Source organism: Pseudoalteromonas sp. SG41-2 (assembly GCF_014164535.1).
In the GTDB taxonomy this organism is placed as follows: Bacteria; Pseudomonadota; Gammaproteobacteria; order Enterobacterales; family Alteromonadaceae; genus Pseudoalteromonas; species Pseudoalteromonas rhizosphaerae.
Genome location: NZ_JACJFK010000008.1, coordinates 1 through 26,362 on the forward strand (window position 1 = coordinate 1; position 26,362 = coordinate 26,362).

19 protein-coding genes are annotated in these 26,362 nt (G+C 40.1%); 12 read left to right on the plus strand and 7 right to left on the minus strand.

Annotated elements, in window-relative coordinates; genetic code table 11:
- Positions 1 to 555: 555 nt before the first annotated feature.
- Together gppA and rhlB are read right to left on the minus strand one after the other, a co-directional pair.
- Positions 556 to 2,049: a guanosine-5'-triphosphate,3'-diphosphate diphosphatase gene (gene gppA / locus H5186_RS07905; RefSeq protein ID WP_182794311.1), complete on the minus strand. Its 1,494-nt coding sequence runs from the start codon at positions 2,047 to 2,049 to the stop codon at positions 556 to 558.
- A gap of 47 nt (positions 2,050 to 2,096) precedes the next feature.
- Positions 2,097 to 3,374 (minus strand): ATP-dependent RNA helicase RhlB, encoded by a 1,278-nt coding sequence (gene rhlB / locus H5186_RS07910; protein WP_145239899.1) that lies wholly within the window; start codon positions 3,372 to 3,374, stop codon positions 2,097 to 2,099.
- Positions 3,375 to 3,464: 90 nt separating this feature from the next.
- Between rhlB and trxA the strand changes: the two genes are divergently transcribed.
- Positions 3,465 to 3,791, plus strand: coding sequence for a thioredoxin TrxA (gene trxA / locus H5186_RS07915; RefSeq protein ID WP_145239901.1), 327 nt, complete (start codon positions 3,465 to 3,467; stop codon positions 3,789 to 3,791).
- 181 nt (positions 3,792 to 3,972) lie between these two features.
- Positions 3,973 to 5,232: a transcription termination factor Rho gene (gene rho / locus H5186_RS07920; protein ID WP_064666866.1), complete on the plus strand. Its 1,260-nt coding sequence runs from the start codon at positions 3,973 to 3,975 to the stop codon at positions 5,230 to 5,232.
- A gap of 278 nt (positions 5,233 to 5,510) precedes the next feature.
- On the opposite strand, the gene H5186_RS07925 is transcribed toward rho, so the two are convergent.
- The gene (locus tag H5186_RS07925) at positions 5,511 to 8,327 is read right to left on the minus strand and encodes an ATP-binding protein (protein WP_182794312.1); all 2,817 of its coding nucleotides are present in this window, start codon (positions 8,325 to 8,327) and stop codon (positions 5,511 to 5,513) included.
- Positions 8,328 to 8,406: 79 nt separating this feature from the next.
- Here H5186_RS07925 and H5186_RS07930 point away from each other — a divergent pair, with 79 nt between their 5' ends.
- Positions 8,407 to 8,991, plus strand: coding sequence for a DNA-J related domain-containing protein (locus H5186_RS07930; RefSeq protein WP_182717462.1), 585 nt, complete (start codon positions 8,407 to 8,409; stop codon positions 8,989 to 8,991).
- A 7-nt stretch (positions 8,992 to 8,998) separates the two neighbouring features.
- Here H5186_RS07930 and dbpA read toward each other — a convergent pair whose 3' ends face one another.
- Positions 8,999 to 10,387 carry an ATP-dependent RNA helicase DbpA gene (gene dbpA / locus H5186_RS07935; RefSeq protein WP_145239907.1) on the minus strand — a complete coding sequence of 463 codons (1,389 nt, stop codon included), beginning with the start codon at positions 10,385 to 10,387 and terminating at the stop codon, positions 8,999 to 9,001.
- A 224-nt stretch (positions 10,388 to 10,611) separates the two neighbouring features.
- On the opposite strand from dbpA, the gene H5186_RS07940 reads away from it, so the two are divergent.
- A complete protein-coding gene (locus tag H5186_RS07940) occupies positions 10,612 to 12,015 on the plus strand; it encodes a M20/M25/M40 family metallo-hydrolase (RefSeq protein ID WP_182717463.1) in 1,404 nt (467 codons plus the stop codon).
- Between the two features lie 93 nt (positions 12,016 to 12,108).
- Positions 12,109 to 13,047 (plus strand): tetratricopeptide repeat protein, encoded by a 939-nt coding sequence (locus tag H5186_RS07945; protein WP_182717464.1) that lies wholly within the window; start codon positions 12,109 to 12,111, stop codon positions 13,045 to 13,047.
- 93 nt (positions 13,048 to 13,140) lie between these two features.
- On the opposite strand, the gene H5186_RS07950 is transcribed toward H5186_RS07945, so the two are convergent.
- Entirely contained in the window at positions 13,141 to 15,087 is a 1,947-nt protein-coding gene (locus tag H5186_RS07950; RefSeq protein ID WP_259400295.1) for a S9 family peptidase, read from the minus strand.
- A 169-nt stretch (positions 15,088 to 15,256) separates the two neighbouring features.
- Here H5186_RS07950 and H5186_RS07955 point away from each other — a divergent pair, with 169 nt between their 5' ends.
- Positions 15,257 to 16,546, plus strand: a complete 1,290-nt coding sequence (locus tag H5186_RS07955; RefSeq protein ID WP_182794313.1) for a hypothetical protein — start codon at positions 15,257 to 15,259, stop codon at positions 16,544 to 16,546.
- 56 nt (positions 16,547 to 16,602) lie between these two features.
- Here H5186_RS07955 and H5186_RS07960 read toward each other — a convergent pair whose 3' ends face one another.
- Positions 16,603 to 17,523, minus strand: a complete 921-nt coding sequence (locus H5186_RS07960; RefSeq protein WP_149982169.1) for a DUF808 domain-containing protein — start codon at positions 17,521 to 17,523, stop codon at positions 16,603 to 16,605.
- A gap of 123 nt (positions 17,524 to 17,646) precedes the next feature.
- Between H5186_RS07960 and H5186_RS07965 the strand changes: the two genes are divergently transcribed.
- Both H5186_RS07965 and H5186_RS07970 read left to right on the plus strand, forming a co-directional pair.
- A complete protein-coding gene (locus H5186_RS07965; protein ID WP_182717466.1) occupies positions 17,647 to 17,931 on the plus strand; it encodes an MliC family protein in 285 nt (94 codons plus the stop codon).
- Between the two features lie 76 nt (positions 17,932 to 18,007).
- Positions 18,008 to 20,029, plus strand: coding sequence for a methyl-accepting chemotaxis protein (locus H5186_RS07970; RefSeq protein ID WP_182794314.1), 2,022 nt, complete (start codon positions 18,008 to 18,010; stop codon positions 20,027 to 20,029).
- An 84-nt stretch (positions 20,030 to 20,113) separates the two neighbouring features.
- Here the strand turns inward: H5186_RS07970 and H5186_RS07975 are convergent, their stop codons facing one another.
- Positions 20,114 to 22,747: an EAL domain-containing protein gene (locus H5186_RS07975; RefSeq protein ID WP_182794315.1), complete on the minus strand. Its 2,634-nt coding sequence runs from the start codon at positions 22,745 to 22,747 to the stop codon at positions 20,114 to 20,116.
- A 166-nt stretch (positions 22,748 to 22,913) separates the two neighbouring features.
- On the opposite strand from H5186_RS07975, the gene ubiD reads away from it, so the two are divergent.
- The 4 genes from ubiD (at position 22,914) to H5186_RS07995 (ending at position 26,349) form a co-directional block, all read left to right on the plus strand.
- Positions 22,914 to 24,380: a 4-hydroxy-3-polyprenylbenzoate decarboxylase gene (gene ubiD / locus H5186_RS07980; protein WP_145239922.1), complete on the plus strand. Its 1,467-nt coding sequence runs from the start codon at positions 22,914 to 22,916 to the stop codon at positions 24,378 to 24,380.
- Positions 24,381 to 24,466: 86 nt separating this feature from the next.
- The gene (gene fre / locus H5186_RS07985; RefSeq protein ID WP_149982174.1) at positions 24,467 to 25,180 is read left to right on the plus strand and encodes an NAD(P)H-flavin reductase; all 714 of its coding nucleotides are present in this window, start codon (positions 24,467 to 24,469) and stop codon (positions 25,178 to 25,180) included.
- Between the two features lie 102 nt (positions 25,181 to 25,282).
- On the plus strand, positions 25,283 to 25,606 hold the full coding sequence (locus tag H5186_RS07990; RefSeq protein ID WP_259398747.1) for a hypothetical protein: 324 nt from the start codon (positions 25,283 to 25,285) through the stop codon (positions 25,604 to 25,606).
- Between the two features lie 29 nt (positions 25,607 to 25,635).
- Positions 25,636 to 26,349, plus strand: a complete 714-nt coding sequence (locus H5186_RS07995) for a YafY family protein (RefSeq protein ID WP_145239926.1) — start codon at positions 25,636 to 25,638, stop codon at positions 26,347 to 26,349.
- Positions 26,350 to 26,362: the final 13 nt, after the last annotated feature.

The window sequence follows — 26,362 nt, forward strand, 5'->3', positions numbered from 1 at the left end:
CTGAGCCATGATCAAACTCTTCAATTAAAAGTTTTTTGTCTTTCGACAGCTCAATGAATTCTGAATTTATTTAATATCTTTCGATATTGAATTGACTGTGCCGAAGCAACTTATAAATAAGTTACTTCTGTTGGTCACTCAGTTTCAATTGAGACTCTAAATTTTTTGCCTTGCTTAGCTATCTAAAAGAAAGTTAAGCTCGGCTGTTAGAACTCAATCTGTACGAGTGCCCACACAGATGATTGCTTTATATTGTTAAAGAACGTTGCGACATTGTCGCTAGGGATGCGTATAATACATCCTTTATTTTTCGAGTCAACACTTAGTTTTAAACTTTCTTGCGAACATTTAAAACCGAAGTTTTATTTAACTCTCTGAGTTGTTCGTGCCTCGCTATGCGTTGGCGTTTCCCGTCTCAGTGGGGTCGCATTATAGGGAGATCCAAAAACAGATCAACACTTTTTTTGATCTTTTTTGATTTAATTGACTGTTCGAACAAATTTAGTGCATAAAGGTGGTTTTTAATACAATAAAAGGGCTTTTACAGCCCTTTTGTTACTTAACAATAAACTTCCAACCAGCTTTTGCTTGCTGTTTAGACTCTTGTTGGAGCTCACTTGCCATTAGCGGGTGCGCTTTTAGCCAATCATTTTCAAATATTAGTGTTAGAGCGTCATTATTAACAGTTAATACTAATTTTGGTAATACATCATCTTGGCGACGCATTGATAAGATCACTGCGATCCTAAGCAACCGTGTTACATACTGAGTAAGCTGAGCATGGCAGCCTAAATACTCAAAAACATTCTTTTGCAGATCTGAACGATGTGCATTCGCTACAGCCGCAATAATTTTATGCTCCGATTGTGAAAAGCCTGGCATATCGGTGTTTTCTAAAATATAAGCGGTGTGCTTTTGATATTGCTTATACTCAATTAACAAACCAATCTCATGCAATTGCGCAATCGCTTTTAGTAAAGGCAGGCCACTATTGTTGAATAGTGGCCACTGCTCGCTGACTTGAGCTGCGAGGTGACTGGCGAGTTCTGCAACTCGGTTCGCTTGTTTTTGATCGACATGATAACGGCTCATCAGGCCATCAACTGTGCGCTTTCGAATATCATGATTATGAAACTCAGGGAGCATGCTATAAAGCACACCTTCACGAAGTGCGCCTCCTGCTAATCCCATCTTATCAATTTCAAGCGCTTCGAATAAAGCAATTAAAATAGCGAGCCCTGACACAAAAACTAAACGTCTTTCTTCACTAAGCCCAGGTAAATCTAGCTCAGCGATGGTCTCATAGGCGATCGATTGCTTTTTAATTTTATTGAGTTTATCTAAACTCAGTGTTTCATCGAGTGATTGTGCCACCATAATTTCTTGGATAGCTTGTACAGTACCCGATGCACCTGATGCAATCTCCCAACCCGCCACTTTATAACTTGGCGCTATATCATCAATAACTACTCGTGCGGCTTTAATAGCAGCATTGAAATTAGCGTCATTGAGTTTACAGTCTTTAAAGTAACGTTCTAGGTAGGTAACACAGCCCATGTTTAGGCTTTTATAATGTAGTGCGTCGAATCCCTTACCTATAACTACCTCAGTACTGGCACCGCCAATATCTATTACTAGTTGGCGACCACTACATGAAGATGTATGCGCAACGCCTTTATAAATAGTGCGCGCTTCTAGTTCACCACTAATGACATTAATTTTATGCGCAAGGATTTGCTCGGCTTTGATTTTAAATTCATCAGCATTCGTTGCTAAGCGCAAAGTAGCGGTGGCAACAATAGTAATGTTGTTTTTAGGGATATCTTGAAGACGCTCTGCAAATAGTGCGAGACATTCCCAGCCTCGTTGCATTGCTTCTGTGCTCAGTAAATTATCATCATTTAGCCCAGCGGCTAATCTGACTTTGCGTTTAACTCGGCCTATTGTTTGTAAGCCGCCAGCAATTGACTTAGCGATCAACATGTGAAAACTGTTAGATCCTAAATCAATTACTGCATAAACATTTTTTTGCGGTTTAAGTTGCCCCACCGTTCAAAAACCTCTAGTTACTACTACGACTATAACGACGGTCGCAATTACGACCGTGCTTTTTGGTAACTATTGTTTGGTCTACGTCCGCTGTTGTTACTACGACTACGTGGGCCTGTTGAATAATTACGCTTTCTTTGAATAGTAGGCTTAGTTAAATCATCAAGCAATGCACTTTTATCATAATGTGATAAAGGAATGCTGTGCTCTATGTATTCTTCAATTTCATGAAGATTATATGCGTACTGCTCACATGCAAAACTAATTGCCTTACCTGATGCCCCAGCGCGTGCTGTACGGCCAATACGATGAACATAATCTTCACAATCATCTGGTAAGTCGAAGTTAAATACATGACTCACTTCAGGGATATGTAAGCCACGAGCAGCAACATCTGTTGCCACAAGGAAGTCTAAATCACCTTTAGAGAATTGCGCTAAAATTGATTGGCGTTTTTTCTGATTTACGTCACCAGTGAGCATTCCCACCCGGTGTCCATCAGACTTTAACCATGCATAAACCGTTTCACAGCTATGTTTAGTATTTGCAAACACAATGGCTTTCTCAGGCCATTCTTCTTCAATCAAAGTTAATAACAGCTTAACTTTATCTTCTTGAGAAGGATGAAATAACTCTTCAACAATGCGCTTGCCAGTTTTCACATCAGGTTCAATTTGTACATGCTCTGGGTTTGTCATGTGCTCAAACGCCAGTTCTTGTACGCGATACGATAACGTTGCTGAAAATAATAAATTAAGGCGTTGTGATGTATCCGGCATACGGCGGAACATATAGCGAATGTCTTTTATGAAACCCAAATCAAACATACGATCGGCTTCATCAAGTACCACTACTTCGATTTCATTGAGGGTGTAACACCCTTGTTTATATAAATCGATTAAGCGCCCTGTGGTGCCAATTAAAATATCAACGCCTTTTTCTAATTGTGCACGTTGTTTTTCGTAATCTTCGCCACCATATACTAAACCTAAGTTAAGATTACAGTGTGGCGCTAAAATTTTTGCATCTTTGTGGATCTGAATCGCAAGCTCCCGAGTAGGGGCCATGATCAGGGCTCTTGGATGTTTACTAGGTGCTTTGCTAGATTGTAATAACCGATGGCACGTGGCAGTTAAAAACGCCAACGTTTTGCCTGTACCTGTTTGTGCTTGACCCGCAATGTCGCGGCCATCACAAATAAAAGGTAGGCATTTAGCTTGTATGGGTGTGCAATATTCAAACCCACTTTCGGTTAACCCGGCAACCACTTCCGGTGCAATAGCAAAGTCTGAAAACTTTTTATCGGTCAAATGTGTCTTAGTCATAGCGTTTAAGCATAACGTTTAAACTTGCAATAAGAAACAAGAGTGTTTAAATACGCATTAAATAATTCGCCTAACTTATCGGAGAGCGCAATGAGCGAGAAAATTATTCAATTAACTGACGATGGCTTTGAAGCTGACGTTTTACAATCAGACAAGCCTGTATTAGTTGATTTTTGGGCAGAATGGTGTGGACCGTGTAAAATGATCGCGCCAATTCTTAATGAAGTGGCAGAAGAGTTTGATGGCCGTGTTGTAATCGGTAAATTAAACATCGACCAAAATGCGGGCACACCACCTAAATTTGGTATTCGTGGTATCCCTACGTTACTTCTTTTCAAAGAAGGCCAAGTTGCGGCAACTAAAGTGGGTGCACTTTCTAAAACTCAACTTGTTGAGTTTTTAGAAAACAACATCTAAAAATATGCCTAAAAAAAGGGCAACTGCCCTTTTTTTTAATTTTTTTTGTATAAAGACTGGACGCCTAGCGAATGACCTGCTAGTTTATAAAGCCAACTAATCCTTAGTTTACCAACAAACCTCTCTCACTAATCAATATCGATTATATGAGCATGATAACTGTAATAAAGAACCCACCAATATGCATTTACGCGAATTAAAAGACAAGTCGATCAAAGAACTTGTAGACTTAGCTGAGTCCATGGGGCTCGAAAACGTAGCCCGCTTAAGAAAGCAAGATATTATCTTTGCTATCCTTAAAGCCCACGCCAAAAGTGGAGAGAACATTTTTGGCGGTGGTGTATTAGAAATCTTACAGGATGGTTTTGGTTTCTTAAGATCATCAGAAGCCTCTTACCTTGCTGGTCCTGATGACATTTATATATCACCTAGCCAAATTCGTCGTTTTAGTATGCGTACTGGTGATTCTATAATGGGTCTCATACGTCCACCTAAAGACGGTGAACGTTACTTTGCATTACTAAAAGTAAACGAAGTAAATTTTGATAAACCTGAAAACTCTCGCACGAAAATTCTTTTTGAAAACCTTACCCCGCTACATGCAAACGAACGTTTACGTATGGAACGCGGTAATGGTAGCACCGAAGATATCACTGCTCGAGTACTTGATTTAGCCTCTCCAATTGGCCGTGGTCAACGTGGTTTATTAGTAGCACCGCCTAAAGCGGGTAAAACAATGCTACTACAAAATATTGCGCAATCGATTACCCATAACCACCCAGATGCGACATTGATGGTACTACTTATCGATGAGCGTCCAGAAGAAGTTACTGAGATGCAACGCCTAGTAAAAGGTGAAGTTATTGCATCAACGTTTGATGAACCAGCAAGCCGTCACGTACAAGTTGCTGAAATGGTAATTGAAAAAGCAAAACGTTTAGTTGAGCACAAAAAAGATGTAATCATCTTACTGGATTCAATCACACGTTTAGCACGTGCTTATAACACGGTAATTCCTTCATCAGGTAAAGTACTTACTGGTGGTGTTGATGCTAACGCCCTGCATAAACCAAAGCGTTTCTTTGGTGCTGCGCGTAACGTTGAAGAAGGCGGTAGTTTAACTATTATCGCAACTGCGCTTATCGATACTGGCTCTAAGATGGATGAAGTTATCTACGAAGAGTTTAAAGGTACTGGTAATATGGAATTACACTTAAATCGTAAGATTGCTGAAAAGCGTGTATTCCCTGCAATCGACTTTAACCGCTCAGGTACCCGTCGCGAAGAGCTACTGACTAAACCTGATGAACTACAAAAAATGTGGATTTTACGCAAAATAGTTCATGAAATGTCTGAAATTGATGCCATGGAGTTTTTAATTGATAAACTCTCTATGAGCAAAACCAATGATGAATTTTTTGATTCGATGAAGCGTCAATAATTCTCTTTACTAGATTCTAAAATGCCTGTTAATACAGGCATTTTTTTTGCCTATCCCTAAATCTCACTCCTATTATAAATTTGTTTTATTAATCTCTTTGCTCTGTTTCCTATAGACGAAAATCATCAGACTGCGCAGTATTGAGTAAATATTAAAACTGCGATTATTTAAATCTAGCACACAGTAATGCCACTCAATAAAACGCTCAACTCGCTTTATTGGTTAGTAGTAACTTATAGCCTTAATGTAACGACCCATTAAGCTTATATATCGCTCTTTTAAGTCAGCTGTTGTGATAGCTGCTTAATCAAATCATCTACTAATTCTTTTATGTCGGCATCACTGCTGGGGTTATGTTTTTGTGATAAGAGTGATTTATCTAAGCACATCGCTGCATTAGCTACATCAGTTAATGAAAATATCTGTGCGGCACCAAGGATACGATGGCTATCTTGCTGTAATGCAATATAGTCCTTTGCTGCAAGGTGCTGTGTAAGTGACGCTATTTCATCATCAAAGCTGGCAATAAAACTCGTCACTAAATCGCTAATATCAGGATTAGCTAAAGGTAGCGTGCTGGTGCTATTTAAATGCGCTGCGAGTGCCTGATAAAACGCTTCTTTTTCTATTGGCTTACTTAAATAGCCAGTAAATCCCATCGCTAAGTAATTATCTATTTCATGACTCATTGCATTAGCTGTTAAAGCAAAAATAGGTTTATTAAAACCACACTTATTTAACAGTTCAAATGCACTAAGGCCATCCATTACTGGCATCTGTATATCTAATAAAACAACATCTGGAAATTCACTGAGGCACTGTTCAACTGCTTGCTCACCATTACTTACTGAGATCACTTCAAGGCCAATCGACTTTAAAAAGCGCGTTATTAGTCTACGATTGTCGGGATGATCTTCTGCTAATAATACTCGCCCAACTAGACCTTTAGTTGCAGCTGGTTTTGAGTTGTCGGTAGCAAGAAGGGTTGGCGCATACTCTTTACATGGCACATTAAAAATAAACTCACTGCCATTACCATGCTCACTTTCAACACTAATATAACCCCCCATCATAATTGCTAATTGCTGGGAAAGACTCAAACCAAGTCCTGAACCACCGAACCTGCGAGTGATGGTATTATCGCCTTGTTGAAAACATTCAAAAATGTTTTTTATTTGCTCTGTATTCATACCAATCCCCGTATCAATCACTTTAAAGCATACGCCTTGTTCGGTGTGATTAATATCCAGAGTAACACTGCCGTGCTCGGTAAATTTGATCGCATTAGTCAGTAGGTTTATTAGTATTTGCTTGACGCGGATCATATCTAACTTAGTCCAATAACTCGAGCCTAAGTGATTTTCTAATAGCAGCGTTAAGCCTTTGCTTTTAGCCTGCATACTTGACATAGCATAAACATCATTTACAAGCTCCACGAGGTCAAACTCGCTAACATGTAAATCTAAACGGTTTGCTTCTATCTTACTAATATCGAGCACATCATTAATCAAATCTTTTAAATGATCGCTATGTTTTTTAATAACTAACAATTCTGTTTGTAATTGCTGGGGCTGATATAAACCATGCAATAAGTCGTCTGTTTGCCCTAAAATAGCGGTAAGTGGTGTGCGTATTTCATGGCTGATATTAGCCAAAAACTGGCTCTTAACTTGATTCGCGGCACGTAGCTCTTGTGCCACATATTGTAATTCTTGAGTACGTTGCTCAACTTTTTGCTCTAATTGGGTTTTGGCCTTTTTTTCGATTGCACGGCGATATAATACAACTGCACAGATCAATACCAACATCAGCACAATAGACAGTAAAATAGTTAACTGTGAGCGTTTTTCAATCTTTAATTCTTGTAGGCTACGCTCTTGTTTAAGCTGTTTAATTTCTTGGTTTAACTGGTTCGACTGAAACTGAGACTGAAATACATTTAACGCTTTCATAACCTCTTCACTGGTTATGCTACGTTGATAATCGACAAACTGTTGGTGCAGATGAATAGCCCGCTTATAGTCACCGGCACCAGCACTTAACAACGCCTCGATACCTAAGCCGTCTTTAATGCGCAATTCATCTTTATATTCTTTGGCTAGTGATATTGATTGTTGTAAATTTTGCTCCGCAATATCAATATCCCCCATCACTAATTGCACTTTAGCTAAAACATGTAAGGAGGCTAATCGTAAGGATTGATTATCTATTTGCTGGGCGTACTTTTGAGCTGCTTGTGCGTGATACAAAGCTGCATCCAACTCATCTATTTTTAAATTTATGTTAGCTAAGTTGGTATGCTGTACGGATAATTGATAGGCGTCATTAACACTTTGATAATAGCGTAAAGCGAGCTGGTAATAGTGCAACGCTAATTGATTTTGACCCGACTCAGTATAAGCAACCCCCATGTTGCCATAGGCACGAGCAATCCCCTCTTCATCACCCAATTGCTGAAATACATCGAGCACTTCACGATAAATTTCAAGTGCCGAATCATAGCTAGATAAACGAATATAGATGCCCGCAATATTATGAAGAATATCAGCTTTGTCTTGCGCGCTACCATCTATTTCATAAAGTGCTTTTGCCTGCTGGTAATGCTCTAAAGCAAGCTCCATGTTGTGCATATTAAAATATGCAAGGCCAATATTACTTAGCAAGTTGGCTTGTTTTAATGGACTCTTTAAACGTACCGCTAAGTTTAACGCACGGCTGTAATCAATAATGGCTTGTTGTAATAAACCTTGAAAATATTGCACCACGCCCTGCATTTTTATTGCTCGAAAATGTAACTCAGGCAGGTTTTCAAATGTACTATGCTGCTCAAGCAACTGATAATAATGCAATGCTTGGGGATAATTACTCAACTCAAACGCACGCTCAGCTAAACCAGAATAAATAGCAACTTGTTGCTGATTTGATAATTGTGTAGACAGTAACTGGGTTGCTAACAGCTGCTTTTCAGGCCATTCATCCGTAACTTTAAATTGTTCAAAAAGTGCTACTTGTTGTTGAGCATTACCTGATTGAGAAAAAACGCCAAGCACACTAATCGAGCAAATAAATAATAGGCGCTTAAACTGACCCAGCATAATTTTTTCCTTGGAATTTTGTTAGCAGTAGAAGCTATGATAGTTTAGTCAAGATACACCAATAACTAGACTGTAAACAATGCTTAACCCACTGATTGATGAGATTTTCGAGTTAATTTTAACGAAGCACATTTGGAAGGTTCACACTTTAGCATTGGAATTATCTGAGCGTGGTGTAATTAATGACTTAGATACAGATCCATACCGTGATCTGTTTAAGCGTAACTTTTTAATTATGAATGCACTTTATCAACTGCAGCAACAACTGTTGCCAAATCAATATTTATTGGTAGCCAGTTTACATATAGAGCTCACCGATAATCCAGATAAGATAACCATTGCAGCGCATGACTCATTACAAGCGTACTATCTAGATTGGCAAAATTACGATGCCTCGATAACAGAAGTTAAATCACTGTTAGATAACTTTTGGCGTACTTTTCGTGCATCACCAACAATAAATACGCTTGATCAACAACAACGCCAGACATTATTAAAGCACTGGGAATTACCTGACGATTTTTCTATGCAGGCATTGCAAAAGCGCTGGCGGCAGTTGGCAACACAATATCATCCAGATAAACAACATGGTAATGCAGAGCAGTTTAAACAGTTAAAAAATGAATATGAGCAGCTTAGGGCAAGCTGCTCAAAAGCATCATAAGCAATAATTAACGAGTTAAACGACGGGCACGAATTTTACGGCCTTTAATATTACCTTCCGTTAATTTTCGTAGCGCGGGCTTTGAGCTATTACGTTCGACAGCCACAAAAGCCACATTATCAAGCACATTAATTTTACCGACTTGACGCCCTGCTACGCCATCTTTACCGGTTAATGCACCTAAAATATCACCTGCGCGTACCTTTTGCTTTTTACCTGAATCGATCATTAGTGTCACCATTTGTGGTTTGTATGGTGGCTTTTCAAGTAGGCTAAACGGCGGTAATTGTTCTGGTAAAAAATCACATTCATAATGGTCACCAATTTGTGCCACTTTGAATTGTTCTGCATCGCCATAAATAGAGCATGCAATGCCTTTTTTACCAGCACGACCAGTTCGACCAATACGGTGTACGTGGGTTTGTGGGTCATGGGCAAGGTGGTAGTTAATCACCATATCCATATCATCGATGTCTAAACCACGAGCGGCTACATCAGTGGCCACTAAAATCGAGGCGCTTTTATTAGCAAAGTGGATCAAGGTGCGCTCACGATCTCGCTGCTCTAAATCACCATGCAATGACACGGCACTGAAGCCTTCATCAGCTAAATCATCACACACCTGTTGAGTTTCGACCTTGGTATTACAAAACACCACACAACTTTCTGGTTGAAACTTCAGCAGCAACAATTTTAATGTATTAAAACGTTGTTTGTTATTATCCATTTTATAAAAGTACTGTTTAATAGTACTTTTTTCTTGCTCTTCTTCAACCTTCACCATAACAGGATTGCTTAATACACGCTTGGCAATCGCTTCTATTGCGCGCGGAAAAGTGGCGCTAAATAATAAAGTTTGACGCTGTTTTGGAATACGCTCAATAATTGCATCCAAAGTGTCTTGAAAGCCCATATCAAGCATTTGATCGGCTTCATCAAGTACTAGCGTGTCTACATCATCTAAACGTAGCGTACCTTTGCGAATATGATCATCTACACGCCCAGGTGTGCCAACAATAATATGTGCACCATGCTCTAGTGAACCAATTTGTGGACCAATCGACACGCCACCACATAGAGTTAATATTTTTATATTGTGAATACCACGCGCTAATTTACGCATTTCCACAGCTACTTGCTCAGCCAACTCACGGGTTGGACAAAGCACTAAAGACTGTATACGAAAACGCTTAACATTAAGCTTGGCCAACACACCTAAACTAAATGCGGCAGTTTTACCTGAGCCAGTTTTAGCTTGTGCAATGATGTCTTTACCTTCAAGCACTGGCGGCAGGCTTTGCGCCTGTACAGCGGTCATTTGGGTGTAACCTAAAGTCGATAAGTTATCGACCAAACCTGATGGTAAAGCGAGTGATGAAAAAGCTGTAGCGGTCAAAGTAATTTCCAGTGCAATAATTAAACATGAAAAGCCGCTGCAGATGCCCGACTTAGTTATGCTGCATAATAGCAGAATATACAAATTGCTACCATTAAGCTGACCATATTCTCAATAAACATTCACCATAACATCGCCACCGATAGGCATTTATCTCATCTACTTTTGTTGCTCAGTATTAAATGCTTTAATAACTCTCACTTGAAAATATAACCAGGTCAATAATGAAAAAAATCATCACCGGATTACTGCTAGCCGGCAGCTTTTTAGCCAATGCCGCCGAGCCTGAATTTACCGCAAAGCAACTTCAGCAAGTCACCGAACTAAGAACTAATGCCAGTAACAGCGAGTTAAGCTATCAATTGCTTGAATCGCTTACTACTGAAATAGGACCTCGCTTACCTGGTACAGAAAATGATAAAAAAGCCGTTGCGTGGGCCCAAGCTAAATTTAAAGAGCTTGGTTTTGATAAAGTATGGCTAGAAGAGGCAACCTTCCCTGAGTGGCGTCGTTTTAGTGAAAGTGGCAAAATTTTAACGCCAAGCGAGCAACCTTTGCACCTAACAGCATTAGGCCACAGCGTTAGCACACCAAAAGATGGCATTACCGCTGAAGTTGTATTATTTGAAACGCTTGATGAACTTATCGCAGCACCAGCAAACAGCTTAAAAGGTAAAATAGCTTATATAAATTACCATATGAACCGCCATATTGATGGCAATGGTTATGGTCCTGCTGTTCGTGCTCGCTCAACAGGTTCAGTTGAGGCTGCAAAAAAAGGCGCGATTGGTTATATGATGCGTTCTGTTAGCACCGCACATCACCGCTTTGCTCATACCGGTGGCAGTCACTATCAAGAAGGTGTTACGAAAATCCCTAATGTGACCATTGCTAATCCTGATGCAGATCAGCTAGCTCGCTTAGTTGCACTAGGTAAAAATGTTACCGTAAATATCAATGTGCAAACTGAAGATCGCGGCCAAGGTACTGGCTATAACGTGATTGGTCAGTTCAATGGCACACAAAACCCTGAACAATACGTACTGATTGGCGGTCATTTAGATTCTTGGGATTTAGGCACTGGCGCACTTGATGATGGTGCAGGCGTTGCGTTAACCATGGCTGCTGCCAAACATATTAGTGAAATAAAACGCCCTAAACGCAGCATTCGTGTAGTGTTATTTGCCGCCGAAGAGCTAGGATTATGGGGCGCTAAAGCTTATTTTAAAAAGCATGCAAATGAACTTGATAAAATTGTTGCCGCCGCTGAATCTGACTTTGGTGCTGATGTAGTGTATGGCTTTGAATCGAATGTATCTGCAGCCTCGTTGCCAGTAGTGCGTGCAATAGCCAAGCAACTTGCGCCGTTAAATGTTGAATACATAGGTAAAAATAGCGCTAATGGTGGGCCTGATTTAATTCCATTTAAAAATGCCACCAGCGCGCCAATTTTTGAGCTGCACCAAGACGGTACTGATTACTTTGACTACCATCACACTGCTGATGATACGCTTGATAAGATCGATCCGGCTAAACTTAAGCAAAATACCGCAGCATATGCTGTATTTGCGTTAATGGCAGCTGATGCTAAAACTACAATTAAAGCAAAGCCTGTAGCAAGCAAATAAGCTAACCAAACATACTTTCTTACAGTTTTCTGCTTTGCATCTAACCTTCCTTGTTTTAATTTAACGTAAAACAAGGAAGGGAAAAAAGGTCATATGCTACTATTCAATACCAGCGATTCATTGTCGTTTTTCAGCCAAATAAAAACCTGCCCACACTGTCATCATGATGACTATCGACTACAAAACCACAGCCGCTTTTTGCGTTTTTCAATTGTCCCTATGCTGCCATTAGCATGGCATTATCAATACCAGTGTAGCCATTGCCAGCACAATGTACAGCTTTCAATTATGCAACTGCCATGGTTAGAAAAGCTTTCTTTGATCAAATATTTTATAGGCTCGATATTACTTATCTGGTTATCTATTTACTTTTATACACAACATCTTGATGAGCTAAAAGCCAAACAAGCAATACTCAGCCAGCCACAAGCATTCGATACTTACTTGGTACATGCTGATAAGTTTTCTAACGAACCATTGCGCCCTGAAAACCTAAAAGTAGCCCAAGTACTCGAGTTTGATGACCAAAATATCACCTTTCAAATCAGCAATTATCGCTATAAACGCGACAGCGGCATTACTATGGCTATGCGTACCAGCTTATTGGTACAAAAAGATTATTTTTCATCAAAAACAATTACTTTACCGCGCAGCGAAGTACAGCGTTTATATGATGAAGGTGCTATTTATGATGTACTGCGCCCTTACGCATATAGCTTATATGGTGGTTTTGTGATGTTCCCACCACGCCCTAAACCGCTATATGAAGGGGTGAAGCTTAATAAAAATAATCAGCAAGGCATCATCTATTACAAAGATGGGTTATTTCCTGAAGCGTTCGAAAGCTTTTTACTCGCCAGCAAAGAAGGCTCACAATGGGGTCAGCTTAATACTGCGCAAATGTATCGTGATGGTGAAGGGGTAGAAAAAGATATCAGCCAAGCTATTTATTGGTATCAACAAGCTGCAGGGCAAAATAACCACAAAGCCAAATTACAACTCAAAGAGCTGTGCCTTGAGTATTCCTGTTAATATAGCCAAACTACCTACAACAAGTGGATATAAATATGGCAAGCTTTTAGCTTGCCATTTAACACGTAAATACGACTGTTACATTGTTAAGTGTTAGTCTAAAAAGGTCAGCACTTGTTGATAATAACGAGTGCGATGTTCTTGCTTATAAAAACCATGCCCTTCATCTTCAAGCAGTTCATATATATAAGGATGTTTAGCTTTTTTAAGAGCCGCAATCAGTGATTCGGCCTGTTCAATCGGTGCACGCTGATCTTCACCACCATGCACTATCAGCACTGGAGCCTTTAACTTATCAATATTATAGCTAGGTGAAAAAGCCTTTAGTTGCGCTTCATCTGTACCCAATACATTCTGTAAATAACGTTGGCCACTATCGCGCTCTGCAACATCCCCTTCTTTAAACATTAAGGGCAAATCATAAACGCCAACAACGCCAATCGCACACTTAAACATATCAGGTTCTAAAATCGCACTTTGTAACGCTGAGTATCCACCAAAGCTCGCGCCCATAATGCAGATATTGTTTTTATTAACTGTACCCTGCTCAACTAAATACTTCACACCATCTATAATATCAAATTGAATTTCAGCTCCCCATTTTCGATGCCCAGCATGCTCAAAGTTACGGCCAAAACCACCTGAACCTCTAAAATTAACTTTTAGTACGGCCATACCACGGCTTGCAAGCAACTGTGCATCAAGGTCGAATCCCCACCAATCGCGCGGGCCATGTGGACCACCATGTGGCATAACCACTAAAGGTAAGTTTTTTTCTATGGTATTATTCGGTACTGTTAAGTAGCCATAAATAGTTAAACCATCTCGACTGGTATAACTTACAGGCTTGGTCTGCGCCATTTGTTCTGCATCAATCCAACGACGGGATGCAAACAAAAATCGTAAGTTATTACTTTTGGCATCGAATAAATAATATTGTCCAGGGTTACGATCATTAGAGGCATAAATAATATTAGTGTCGCCATCTTCAGTACTGCTAACGAGTTGCACTTGTTCACCAGGTAAAGCGGAGATTAATGATTTTAAACGCATGCTTTTATCTGATTGCCCATCGACAAAAGCATAAGTTGGATAACCTAGTTCGGTTTCAATCGCAAATAGCTCTTTTGATGCTTCATCGACCCATATTTGCTTTGGTGAGACTTTCTCTTCTTTATGAATTAAATCAACTGCTCTGGTTTTTAGATTCAATTTATATAAGCCTTGAGCTTCACCACTTATTGATGCTGTGATATAGACAGCATCACCACTACTATCAAAAGCGTGCAACTCCACATCACTGTAAGTCAAATCACCTAAATCAAGTGCTTGCCAATCTCCACCTGACTTTTCACGGGTATGTATTGTAGACTTAATATAATCATCACTGGAAACAGCCACTCTGACATTTCCTTCATGGTCGGTCAAAAAGTTGGCCATACGTGACGGGGAGCGCGTAACTTTACGACGCTTCCCTGAAAAAATATCAACCTCATAAACAACAGTGTGCGGTTCACTACTTGATGTCCACGGGTAAGTCACTATAAGCATTTTATCTTCATCGTGGATTAAAGGATCCAGCAAATAAGAGGTGCCATAAAGTGGTGTGGCTTTTTTGATATGAGAGCCAGTTTGCATTTCGCCAAGATAGCCAACTAAGTACTTAGCTTTTGAGCCATCAGCATTCACGCCATATAATTCACCATAATATTCAGGGTGATCTTGCCAGCCGTGTAAGTATTCTTTTGCAACTACAACCCGATCATCACTTACCCAATGATAAGCACCAACTTGGGCATTGCTCTCAAAATTAATAGCGTGGTGAATTGTAAATTTTTTAGCATCTAAAATAACCAGCACTTTTTTACCTTCAGGTTGCATAATTACTGCAAGGTAGCTCCCATTAGGAGAGATTTTAACTTGGCTATATTCACTGCTGCGGCTGAAGTCATCGACTGCTGGAGCTGATTGATTTGCATCACTCATGAAGCTGACAACACACAAAGTAATAACAACAATCAACTGCATCATTTTGCTCATACAACATTCTTTTAAATTTATATTTTTATAATTGCTACAATTGTACCCAATAAGGTTTTAAATAGATATCCATCCAAATACGTAAGTAAAGAACGAAGAGTACTTATTTACTTTGTTAAGGTTACATTATAACATTACCGATATATTATAACAAAACACCGGACTATTTATGATTTTACCTAACTTTAAAACTTGCTTAATTGCCTCTATGGTTGCTGTACTGTGTGCCTGTAACAGTGAAATTGATGATCTTGTAGATAAAAATGCTGAGCAGAAAGATGACCATGACCACACTGAAATCACTGCAAAAGGGCGATTAGCGATTAGCCATGCTGATATTACTAACGTATCTGTTTTTAACGCTGACAACAACTCGTTGCTGGAGACCTTTAATACCAGCAACGTAATAAGTGGTCTATATGCCAGTCCTAATTTCCGTTATGCAGTATTGATCCAGCGAGCAGAAAATTATGTTGAGTTCATTGACGGTGGATTATTTACAGAAGATCATGGTGATCACCAACATGGTTATGAACAGCAACCCGAGCTGCATGATTTAATCTTTAGCGATAGTAAACCAACCCACTTTGATGTCAGTGAACAGCAAGCTGCACTGTTTTTTGATGGCGATCTTGATGCAGGGATCCCTGCAAGCTTTGTGTTATTAAGTGATGAATCACTTGCTGCTGGGAAAACCTTAGCAGCACATAGCTTTAACAATGCCATGCATGGTACAGCGCAAATTCGCGGTGAATCGGTAATCACAACTTATCGCAGCGAAGATATAACTAGCGTGCTGCCAAATTATGTTGAACAACTGCATATTCATGGTGATCACTTTCATCAAGAACAGCGGTTTGCAGTGGATTGCCCTGCACTACATGGCAGTGCGCAAAATCACCAGCATATCGCTTTTGGCTGTAGCGATGGTGTATTAGTTATAACTGAAAAAGATAATGTGTTTAACGCAGCCAAAGTAGCTAATCTCAACAACTTTGCTGAAGGTACGCGTATTGGCACAATTAAAGCGAGTGAACACAGCGAACTATTTTTAGGTATTGCACAAAGTAAGCTTTTTTACACCATCGACCCAGCATCAGCTGAAATGACACAGCTTGCATGGCAACAAAATACTGAAAATACCGTATTAGCAAGTGCACTGGATAGGATTACCGGCGAGTTTTATGTACTTGAAAGTGATGGTTTCTTGTCAGTGCTACATGCTGAAGATGATTGGCAAGTCAGCGCACGCTTTAAAGTACTCGAAAACCCAGCTGGTAACTATGCACTCGCGGCCTCAGCGGCCGACGATACTTTATATATCAGTGATGCAAACAACCAAACAGTATTAAGTATCGACACCCATGAGCAAACGACTAAAACTATTCTTAACCTTGATTTTATCCCTAATCAAATTACCTGGTTAGGTATAGCTGCTGAATCAAAACATGAACACTAATTAATTCAAGCAAATAACTTTCATAGCATTCCCTTGCTAATTCATTGCCAGCAAATTTACTTTGCTGGCTTTTTTGCTTTCATGCTGACAATTCCATGATGAACTAACACAGCAATCGCACCGGCTAATACACCTAATAAACCATCGAACAGTAAAGGCGCAATAATCTCTCCCAGCGTACCTAAGTTTGCCAGTGCAAACTCAGCAACAGCGGTTTGCCAATGATGCAACACACTAATACCATGCACTAAAATTCCTCCACCCACTAAAAACATCGCTACCGTACCTGCAAATGCTAAAAACGCCATTAAACGTGGTGCTGCGGCTAATAAACCTTTACCTAATAATGCTTTAAAACGGTTTCCTGTTTGCTGTGCTTGGTTAAGCAAATACAAACCAGCATCATCGAGTTTTACAATCCCTGCCACTAACCCATAAACGCCTATGGTCATGATCACCGCAATAACACTTAAGACTAGCGCTTGATTTAGTAAACTTGCACCCGCCACGGTGCCTAGAGTGATAACTATTATTTCTGCCGATAAAATAAAGTCGGTTCGAATAGCCCCTTTTACTTTTTGTTTTTCGTACTCAACTAAATCTAAATTTTCGACAGCATCTACATCATCATTTTTCGTAGCTGGTAATAACTTTTCAACTAACTTTTCTGCACCTTCAAAACACAAAAATAATCCACCAACCATCAATAAAGGTGTAATAAGCCAAGGCAGCCAAACACTTATTAATAACGCTGCAGGAACTAAAATAGCTTTATTTAAAAATGAGCCTTTCGCTACCGCCCACACGACCGGTAGCTCACGATCGGCAGTGACTCCTGTCACTTGTTGCGCGTTTAAAGCTAAATCATCCCCTAATACACCCGCCGTTTTCTTCGTGGCGACTTTACTCATAGTGGCAATATCATCTAATAAAGTGGTGATATCGTCCAATAATGTCAATAGGTTAGTACCTGCCATCTCATTTCCTTTGCAGTTAAAAAATTTATAATAATCAACATAGCCTAAACGAGTATTTTCACCAAAGGTTAATTTTCGTTTGCTATGCTAGTTGCTCAACACATTTAGCCAAGGTACTTGTTAATGTATAAAACCCTATTAATTGCACTCGGTGTTATTAGCCTCAGTGCATGCACAGAACAATTAAATAGTCAGTCTTTCTCATGCGATAGCCAGCTAAGCGCCGTTATTACCAGTAATGATGAAGAAAGTGCCACGCTAAATTACAATCAAGTAGATCATTCGCTGACCAAACAAATCAGTGCCTCGGGCGTAAAATATACCAATGAAGATGTGCTGTTTTGGACCAAAGGGAATGAAGCAATGTTGATAATTGATGGCAACAAATATCATTGTAATTTAGAGTAATACAATCGCTCGCCAAACTTATAATTTATAAAAATACTGCTACACTCATAAATAATTAAGTATTTACGGGTTCACTATGCACGCTATTGCTATTAAAACGAAACTAATTTTTGCCTTTGCCACAATTGGTTTTTTAATGCTCGCCAGCAGTAGTTTTTTTTACTGGTCATTAGGACAAATTAATCACGCCACTTCGGATATAGAAACTTTAGCTGTACCGGTACAACAGCAAAGTCATGCCTTGCGGTTATCGCTGTTATCAATCACCAAATTTAATGCCGTTGCATACAGCCAAACAAGTAAAGCCAGTTTGCAACAGCAGCAACAGAGAACTCATGAAGAACAAGCTTTATTTAAAACCAAGCTAGAAGAATTAAGCTCTCAGCTACACGACCAACCGCAAATGCTGCAATTACTATCGAAAATAACACAACGCTATCAGCAATTTAGTACCACTAGCGCAACAATGTTTAACACCAAACAACAAGGCCTAACAGCAGCAACTCAGGTTACCTCATTAGCAAATGATTACGCTAATAATCTTGCTGACTTAAGTAGTGGCTTACTTGATTTAGAACTAATCGAAGTAACACCGGAGCAACAATCGTTATTAGCCGCTATTGTTGGTACCGCGACCCGCATTGACGACTTACTATTCACCTTAGGCAATAATGTTAAGAGCATCAACCACATTAGTTCCCTACAAACACTCACAGAACACCAACAAGATACCGCTTTTTTATTAGACAATATCCAATCTAATTTTACATACCTACAACAGCAAGCGAGTGAGTTAAAAAATCAAACAAATTTCAGCAACCTAAAAGACCTTCTCAGCTTAATTAATCAACAGTTGGCAACACTGTACCAGCAACAAAGTACTCTTTTGACCAGCAAAGTTGCGACCGAGCAAGCCTTTGCTGCATTCCAGCAACAGTTTCAACTTACCGAGCAGCTCATTATTGAGTTAAATCATTTAGCCGATAAACGCTTTGATACCTTGCAGGCGGATGCTCAGTCGGTGATCACTACAGGTTCGCGACTCGCGATTATTATAAGTTTAGTGCTTATTTCGTTTGCAGCCTTGATCTGCTTTTTAACCACCAAAGCAATGTTAAAACCACTCAATGCTGTAAATAAAGCACTATCACGTATCGCTTCTGGGGATTTATCGAAACGTACAAAGCCCCATAATGATGATGAATTTGGTGTACTTTTAAACAATATCAATCAATTAAGCGATGATCTAAGTACATTACTAAGTGCGATAAGTGATAACGCCCACACCTTAGATCAATCAGCAATTCAAACCAGTGCACAAGGCCAACATATGACCGAAGCAGCACAGCAGCAATTAGATCGTATTGCAGAGGCCGACTCGGTGGCGCATAGCATGCATAGTAATTCCCAAGCGGTCTGTGAACGAGCTGATAACACCTCTAATGAAGTTGCTAACGCTTCGCAGTTTGCCAATGATGTAAATCAGATTGCTGATCGTAACAGCCAGCGTATTGCAGCGTTACTGACTCGGCTTGATCAAGCTGTACAAAGTACTAATGAGCTAACCCAACACACACAATTAATTGGCGCAATCGTGGATACAATTAGCAGTATTGCTGAACAAACTAATTTACTTGCGCTAAACGCTGCTATTGAAGCTGCCCGTGCAGGAGAAAATGGCCGAGGCTTTGCTGTTGTGGCAGATGAAGTTCGCTCTTTAGCTGCACGAACGCAAAACTCGACTAGCGAAATACATACAATGATCCAAACACTGCAACATCAGGCCAATACTGCTCATCATGAAATTAACGATGGGCAACAACAAGCAAAAGAATGTGTAGCAAATAGTAGTGAATTAAACCAAGCGGTGGATAAAATAAAAAGTACTTTAGTGACAATTAACCAAATGAGTATGCAAATTGCTAGTTCATCACATCACCAGCTTGATAACAGCAATGAGATAAAACAGATTATGGCGCAAGTAACGGTGCAAGCACAAACGAATGCCGAACATGCAAAGTCACTCGCCAATCAAAGTGAAGACGTTAACCAACTCGCTCACTCATTAACCAGCACAGTAGAAAGATTTAAGTTCTAACTCTGAATATAAAACCCATCTGCAGCTATTGTGATAATGATAAATACACGCCACAGAAATAACGTTGCAGTGGCGTGTAGCAACTTATTTATTATTTTGCTCCGCGATAAACTCCCTAATGTATTTATCAAATAGTGCCGCTGGCAGTGGTTTGCTGTATAAAAAACCTTGAATATAATCACAATTTAGAGCGTTTAAAAAAGCCAGCTGTGCAAAGGTTTCAACTCCTTCGGCAACAACTTTGAGCTGTAGGTTACTAGCCATTGAAATTATTGCACTAACCATCGCACAATCTTCAAGATCATCCGGTAAGTCTTTTATAAACTCCCGATCTATTTTTAACTTACTCAGCGGAAAACGCTTTAAATAACTCAACGATGAGTAACCGGTGCCAAAGTCATCAATTGCTAAACCCACGCCGGTTGCGCGTAATGCTTGCAACTGCTGCAAAATATTTGAGCTATTATCAGCAAGTAGCGTTTCTGTAATTTCAAGGGTTAAACACTGAGCTGATAACTGCGTTTCCTGTAGAACACTTTTAACTAACGCTTCAATATCTTGGCGAATAAATTGCACGCTAGACATATTTACCGTAACAAAAAACTGATCACCGAAACAACCACACCACTTAGCAGCTTCGCGGCATGCTTCTCTGAGTACCCACTCACCTATTGGAATGATTAATCCTAACTCTTCACATACAGGAATGAATTGTGCCGGCGAAACATCGCCAAGCTCCGCACTATGCCATCGCAATAATGCTTCACAGCCGACCGTTTTTTTATCGTGGCTAATAATTGGCTGAAAATAAACGGTAAACTCGTTATTACTAAGCGCTTTATGAAGAGCATTTTCGAGCCTACTGCGAGCAGTCGCTTGTTCATGCAAGCCACTGGTAAAGAACTCAAAGCAGTTTCGCCCTTGCGCTTTAGCTTTGTACATAGCGCTATCAGCATTACGTAGTAATATTTTTCGATCGCTGCCATCGTCGGGGAAAATAGTGATCCCCATACTGCCGGATACAAATACATCTTGCTCACCAATTTTAAATGAAGAACTAAGCGCCAGCAGAGCTTTTGTAGCTAGTCGCTCAATATCTGCTAACTTATTGATCCCTGGCAGTAATAGCGCAAACTCATCGCCACCTAAACGGGCAACTACGTCAGAGCTGCGCATACATGCTTTAAGCCTTTTGGCAGCCTCAAGTAATAGTAAATCACCACTATTATGCCCTAAGGTATCGTTAACGCTTTTAAACCGATCTAAATCAATAAAACAAATTGCCAAACGCTTATTATCAGCTGTCGCACGGATCATTTCTTGATCTAGCTTGCTATTATAATGATAGCGATTTGCCAAACCCGTTAAGGTATCAAAATTAGTTTGTAGCCACATTTCCTGTTCATTTTCTTTGCGTAAAGAAATGTCATTAAATAAGGCAACATAAACTTCAATGTCTTTTTCCTCGTCAAATACTACCGAAATATTGACCCAGCTCGGGTAAATACTACCATCTTTGCGGCGGTTCCATATTTCACCTTCCCAGTGCCCAGCCTCATTTAAACGTCGATATAACACTTTAAAAAACGATGGTTTATGATGGCCCGAATTTAATATTGCAGGTGATTTACCAAGCACATCTTGTTCTTGATAACCGGTGATCTGTGTGAAGGCTTTATTTACAGCTTGAATTTCATTATCACGATTAGAAACTAAAATACCTTCATTAGTTGTTGAAAATACCGTGCTCGCGAGTCGTTGTTGTTGAAGTGCTTTTAATTTTAAAGTGATATCACGAATTAAATGTATTTCACCAATTTTGCTATTTTTTTCGTCGATAACTGCGGTTACTCGTGCCTCTCCCCAAAATACCTCTTTAGCTCCGTGAAATTGACACTCACTATCAACCCCAACTACTCCTTTCGAACACTCAGTAAATGAGTAAATATTTTTATCCTTCAGTGGCTCGCCTGCCGTTAACTTTTGCACAGCCGCAGTATTAGCTGTAATGACCCTATGCTCGGCATCCGTGTAAACGAGCAGATCATCAATACTATTGAAAATCGCTTTTAGCGTCGCACTGTCTTTTTGCGCCGATTTTTTAGCTCGGCGTAATCGCAAAACTAACCAAGTTAAAGTCGCTAGCAGTATTATCAGTACAGAAATAGATATTAGCGCTAACAGCAATTGATCGGTGCGTTTTTGTTCTATTTCATTAGTTTGAATGGCAACCAATTGTTCAAGATTTTCTTGATAATGCCAAAGCGCTTTTTCAAGGTTACGTTGAGATGAAATATCATGTATGACAGAAAATAAAAAATCTTTATTTTCAATTGTAAATGGGGCTGAATAAACGCTAACGGTACGTGTTTCACCGCTCGCTAATCGGTGTTTGAAAACAAAATAGTTTTGCCCTTTACTCAGAGCAGCTTGGCGTTCCTGTGCAACTTGTTGCTCAGTAAATATATTAATTTGCTGGATACGCATTGTTTGCAATTGCGCAATACTGTAACCATAAAATGCTGCCGCTGCTTTATTAGCAAATTTAATTTCACCCGTTTGCGGTTCTACCACTAACATCACGGCACTGTGCTCATTAAAAAGCGGCACATTGAGCGCGGAATTTAATGATTGCTTAGCACTTACTTGATCTACAAAGGTAATTACACAGCAAAGAAGAACAGCCTTGATAAATGTTTTTACGATAAGCCCACCCATTAATCAAAAACTCATTTCAAACATTTGTCCTAAACTATAGCTTACTCACCTTATAATGTAACAAAAATGATCGCTTAAATGCGCTCTAAAAACACCTCATTAATTCGCTTAACGTCTTTATTTAAGTATAATGCCAACAGTCTTTTAAGCTTTAAAGCGGCCCACAATGAAATACAAAGATCTACGTGATTTTATCGATTTATTAGAAAAAAAAGGTGAACTGAAGCGTATTCACCAAGAAGTTGATCCTTATCTTGAAATGACCGAAATTGCCGACCGCACACTACGTGCTAAGGGACCCGCTTTATTGTTTGAAAACCCTAAAGGTTATGATATCCCCGTACTAGCTAACTTATTTGGTACACCAGAGCGTGTTGCCATGGGAATGGGTAAAGAACACGTTAGCGAACTACGGGAAGTCGGTAAGTTGCTGGCATTTTTAAAAGAGCCAGAGCCACCAAAAGGCATTAGAGAAGCATTTAGCCAAATTCCAGTGTTTAAGCAAGTATTAAATATGCCTGCCAAAGAAGTTAAAAAAGCGCCTTGTCAGCAAGTTATTCTAGAAGGCGATGATGTTGATTTAACTAAGCTGCCAATTCAACACTGCTGGCCTGGTGATGTGGCTCCATTAATCACTTGGGGTTTAACCGTCACCAAAGGACCTTTCAAAAAACGCCAAAACTTAGGTATTTACCGCCAACAATTACTCGGTAAAAATAAAATCATTATGCGCTGGTTATCACACCGTGGCGGTGCTCTCGATTTTCAAGAATGGTGTAAAGAAAACCCAGGCCAACCTTATCCGGTATCGGTAGCATTGGGTGCTGATCCTGCGACAATCCTAGGTGCCGTCACGCCAGTGCCAGATACCTTGAGTGAATACGCCTTTGCCGGCTTGCTACGTGGTAGCAAAACAGAAGTAGTTAAGTCGATCTCCAATGATTTACAAGTTCCTGCCAGTGCTGAAATAGTTCTTGAAGGCTATATAATGCCGGGCGAAATGGCACCTGAAGGCCCTTATGGCGATCACACGGGTTATTACAATGAGGTTGATAACTTCCCTGTTATGACCGTGACCCACATGACACATCGTAAAGATCCTATTTATCACAGCACTTTTACTGGTCGTCCACCAGATGAGCCGGCAATTTTAGGGGTCGCACTCAATGAAGTCTTCGTACCTATTTTACAAAAGCAATTTCCTGAGATAGTCGATTTTTATCTACCGCCAGAAGGCTGTTCATATCGTATGGCGATAGTGACAATGAAAAAACAATATCCAGGTCATGCCAAGCGCGTGATGATGGGGGTATGGTCGTTCTTGCGTCAGTTTATGTACACAAAGTTTGTCATTGTCTGTGATGATGACGTTAACGCACGTGATTGGAATGACGTGATCTGGGCGATTACTACACGTATGGATCCCGCCCGCGACACTACTCTAATTGAAAACACTCCGATTGATTATTTAGACTTTGCATCACCGGTTTCAGGTCTTGGTTCAAAAATGGGTATGGATGCCACTAATAAATGGCCCGGCGAAACCACTCGTGAGTGGGGCGAACCCATTGTGATGGATCAAGCGACTAAAGATCGCGTCGATGAAATCTGGCAAAGCTTAGATATTCTTTAACAGCTCTTTTAGAGGCTATAAACTCACTATGCGGATATGTTATTATTGTTCAAATAAAGTGCGTATCCGCTAATTTAAGGTAAAACATGCAAACATTACACGCTGAAGTTGTCGCTATCAGCCCACTCACTGAATTTGTTCACAAAGTAATTTTAAAACCTGTTGAAAGCGTCACCTTTGAAGCTGGCCAATATTTGCAAGTAGTGCTTGGCGAAAAAGACAAGCGCGCGTTTTCAATTGCCAGCCGCCCTTCACAGTCTGATGAGCTAGAACTCCATATTGGCGCATCTGCAGTTGATTCATATGCAATGCAAACTTTAGAGCATCTTCGCCAAGCCCATGCTGAGAAAACTCAGGTGTTGATTGAAGCCGGCTTAGGCATTTCACAGTTGCGTCTCCAATGCGAACGCCCAATTATTTTACTCGCTGGCGGCACTGGGTTTTCATACGCAAAATCTATGGCTGATCATTTAAGTGAAATCGGTTGTGAGCGTCCGGTATTGTTCTATTGGGGTGTGCGTGAAGAGTCAGCCTTGTATGCGCATACTGAAATGCAAACATGGGCCGATAGCCGTGAAAACTTTACCTTTATACCAGTAGTTGAAAACCCAACAGCTAGCTGGACAGGCCACACAGGCTACGTACATAAAGCGGTGATGAACGATATCGTATCGCTTGCCCCATATGATATTTACATGGCAGGGCGTTTTGACATGATAGGTATTGTCCGCGATGATTTCCTAGCACATGGTGCAATTCGCGAAAACATGTACGCCGATGCATTTGCATTTATAAAATAGTATAACCAGAGTAACCAGCTTAATTTTTATCCGTAAGCTGGTTACTGACACTCCCTGACAGCCCGCTATGATTTACTTAGCTCTTCTTAAACAAGGAGAACTATGATGACCACAAATTTAATCGAAGTTGTAAATTTCAAACTAAAGACTGATACAAATTTAGCGCAGTTCCATATCGCTAATAATGATTTTCAGCGTTATATTGATAACCAATCAGGCGTACTTTACCGCTCCCTTGCTAAACAAGCCGATACCCAGCAATATAGTAGTATCATTTATTTTGCTACGGTTGCTGATGCCCAAAAACTGCGTGATACATTTTTTGATAATGCTATTTGCCAACAGTACACTTCTCTCATTGCAAAAGAATCGATAAAGCTGGAGCGTTTTGAAGTGCTTAGCCAAACAGCTTGCCAACAAAGCTAACACTGTATTTTTGAAAACAAGGATAACCAATGCACAAATCAGAGCGGCTATTTCAATTAGTAAACATACTTAAGAGTCGCCGCTTTGCGATCACTGCAAACGAACTTGCCAATAAATTACAGGTATCTCAGCGAACAATTTATCGCGATATTCAGCACTTACAGAGCTCGGGCGTGCCCGTTGAAGGTGAGGCAGGCACTGGCTATTTAATTACCGATTACGACCTACCACCGATGATGTTTACTCTTGAGGAGCTACAAGCACTGTTGTTAGGTAGTAAAATGGTCAGCGCTTGGACTGATCCACAGTTAGCGGCGAATGCCCAAGCTGCAATGACTAAAATTAATGCTGTGTTGCCTAACAAGTTAAAGCAACGCGTTGCAGAGCTGCCGTATTTAGTCTCTGCATTTCATCACGATAAAAGCCACCAAACGACCACTTTGATACTTCGTAAAGCCATCACTAATAAAACCTGCATTGAATTTCATTATCTAGATGTTAATCAACGACCAACTCAGCGTATTGTCGACCCTTTAGGACTGGTATATTGGGGCGCAAAGTGGACTCTTATCGCTTATTGTCAGTTGCGCAGTGACTACCGAGAGTTTCGCTTAGATCGTATTCAAAGCATTATTCCACTCGCCAAGGCATTTGATACTAATTCACAAAAAAGCTTAGCGCATTATATGGAGTTAGTGAAAGCCAAATACCAAACTCACTCTGATGGTCTGGCTCATAATTAAATTTAGCTGTGAT

Excerpts from the sequence above, each read along its gene's own strand:
- H5186_RS07995 (WP_145239926.1), top strand. The coding sequence starts at position 25,636 with ATGCACAAATCAGAGCGGCTATTTCAATTAGTAAACATACTTAAGAGT.
- H5186_RS07960 (WP_149982169.1), bottom strand. The coding sequence starts at position 17,523 with ATGGCAGGTACTAACCTATTGACATTATTGGACGATATCACCACTTTA.
- rho (WP_064666866.1), top strand. The coding sequence starts at position 3,973 with ATGCATTTACGCGAATTAAAAGACAAGTCGATCAAAGAACTTGTAGAC.
- H5186_RS07970 (WP_182794314.1), top strand. The coding sequence starts at position 18,008 with ATGCACGCTATTGCTATTAAAACGAAACTAATTTTTGCCTTTGCCACA.
- H5186_RS07925 (WP_182794312.1), bottom strand. The coding sequence starts at position 8,327 with ATGCTGGGTCAGTTTAAGCGCCTATTATTTATTTGCTCGATTAGTGTG.
- H5186_RS07940 (WP_182717463.1), top strand. The coding sequence starts at position 10,612 with ATGAAAAAAATCATCACCGGATTACTGCTAGCCGGCAGCTTTTTAGCC.
- ubiD (WP_145239922.1), top strand. The coding sequence starts at position 22,914 with ATGAAATACAAAGATCTACGTGATTTTATCGATTTATTAGAAAAAAAA.
- H5186_RS07950 (WP_259400295.1), bottom strand. The coding sequence starts at position 15,087 with ATGAGCAAAATGATGCAGTTGATTGTTGTTATTACTTTGTGTGTTGTC.
- H5186_RS07930 (WP_182717462.1), top strand. The coding sequence starts at position 8,407 with ATGCTTAACCCACTGATTGATGAGATTTTCGAGTTAATTTTAACGAAG.
- H5186_RS07955 (WP_182794313.1), top strand. The coding sequence starts at position 15,257 with ATGATTTTACCTAACTTTAAAACTTGCTTAATTGCCTCTATGGTTGCT.
- H5186_RS07965 (WP_182717466.1), top strand. The coding sequence starts at position 17,647 with ATGTATAAAACCCTATTAATTGCACTCGGTGTTATTAGCCTCAGTGCA.
- rhlB (WP_145239899.1), bottom strand. The coding sequence starts at position 3,374 with ATGACTAAGACACATTTGACCGATAAAAAGTTTTCAGACTTTGCTATT.
- trxA (WP_145239901.1), top strand. The coding sequence starts at position 3,465 with ATGAGCGAGAAAATTATTCAATTAACTGACGATGGCTTTGAAGCTGAC.
- H5186_RS07990 (WP_259398747.1), top strand. The coding sequence starts at position 25,283 with ATGATGACCACAAATTTAATCGAAGTTGTAAATTTCAAACTAAAGACT.
- H5186_RS07945 (WP_182717464.1), top strand. The coding sequence starts at position 12,109 with ATGCTACTATTCAATACCAGCGATTCATTGTCGTTTTTCAGCCAAATA.
- H5186_RS07975 (WP_182794315.1), bottom strand. The coding sequence starts at position 22,747 with ATGGGTGGGCTTATCGTAAAAACATTTATCAAGGCTGTTCTTCTTTGC.
- fre (WP_149982174.1), top strand. The coding sequence starts at position 24,467 with ATGCAAACATTACACGCTGAAGTTGTCGCTATCAGCCCACTCACTGAA.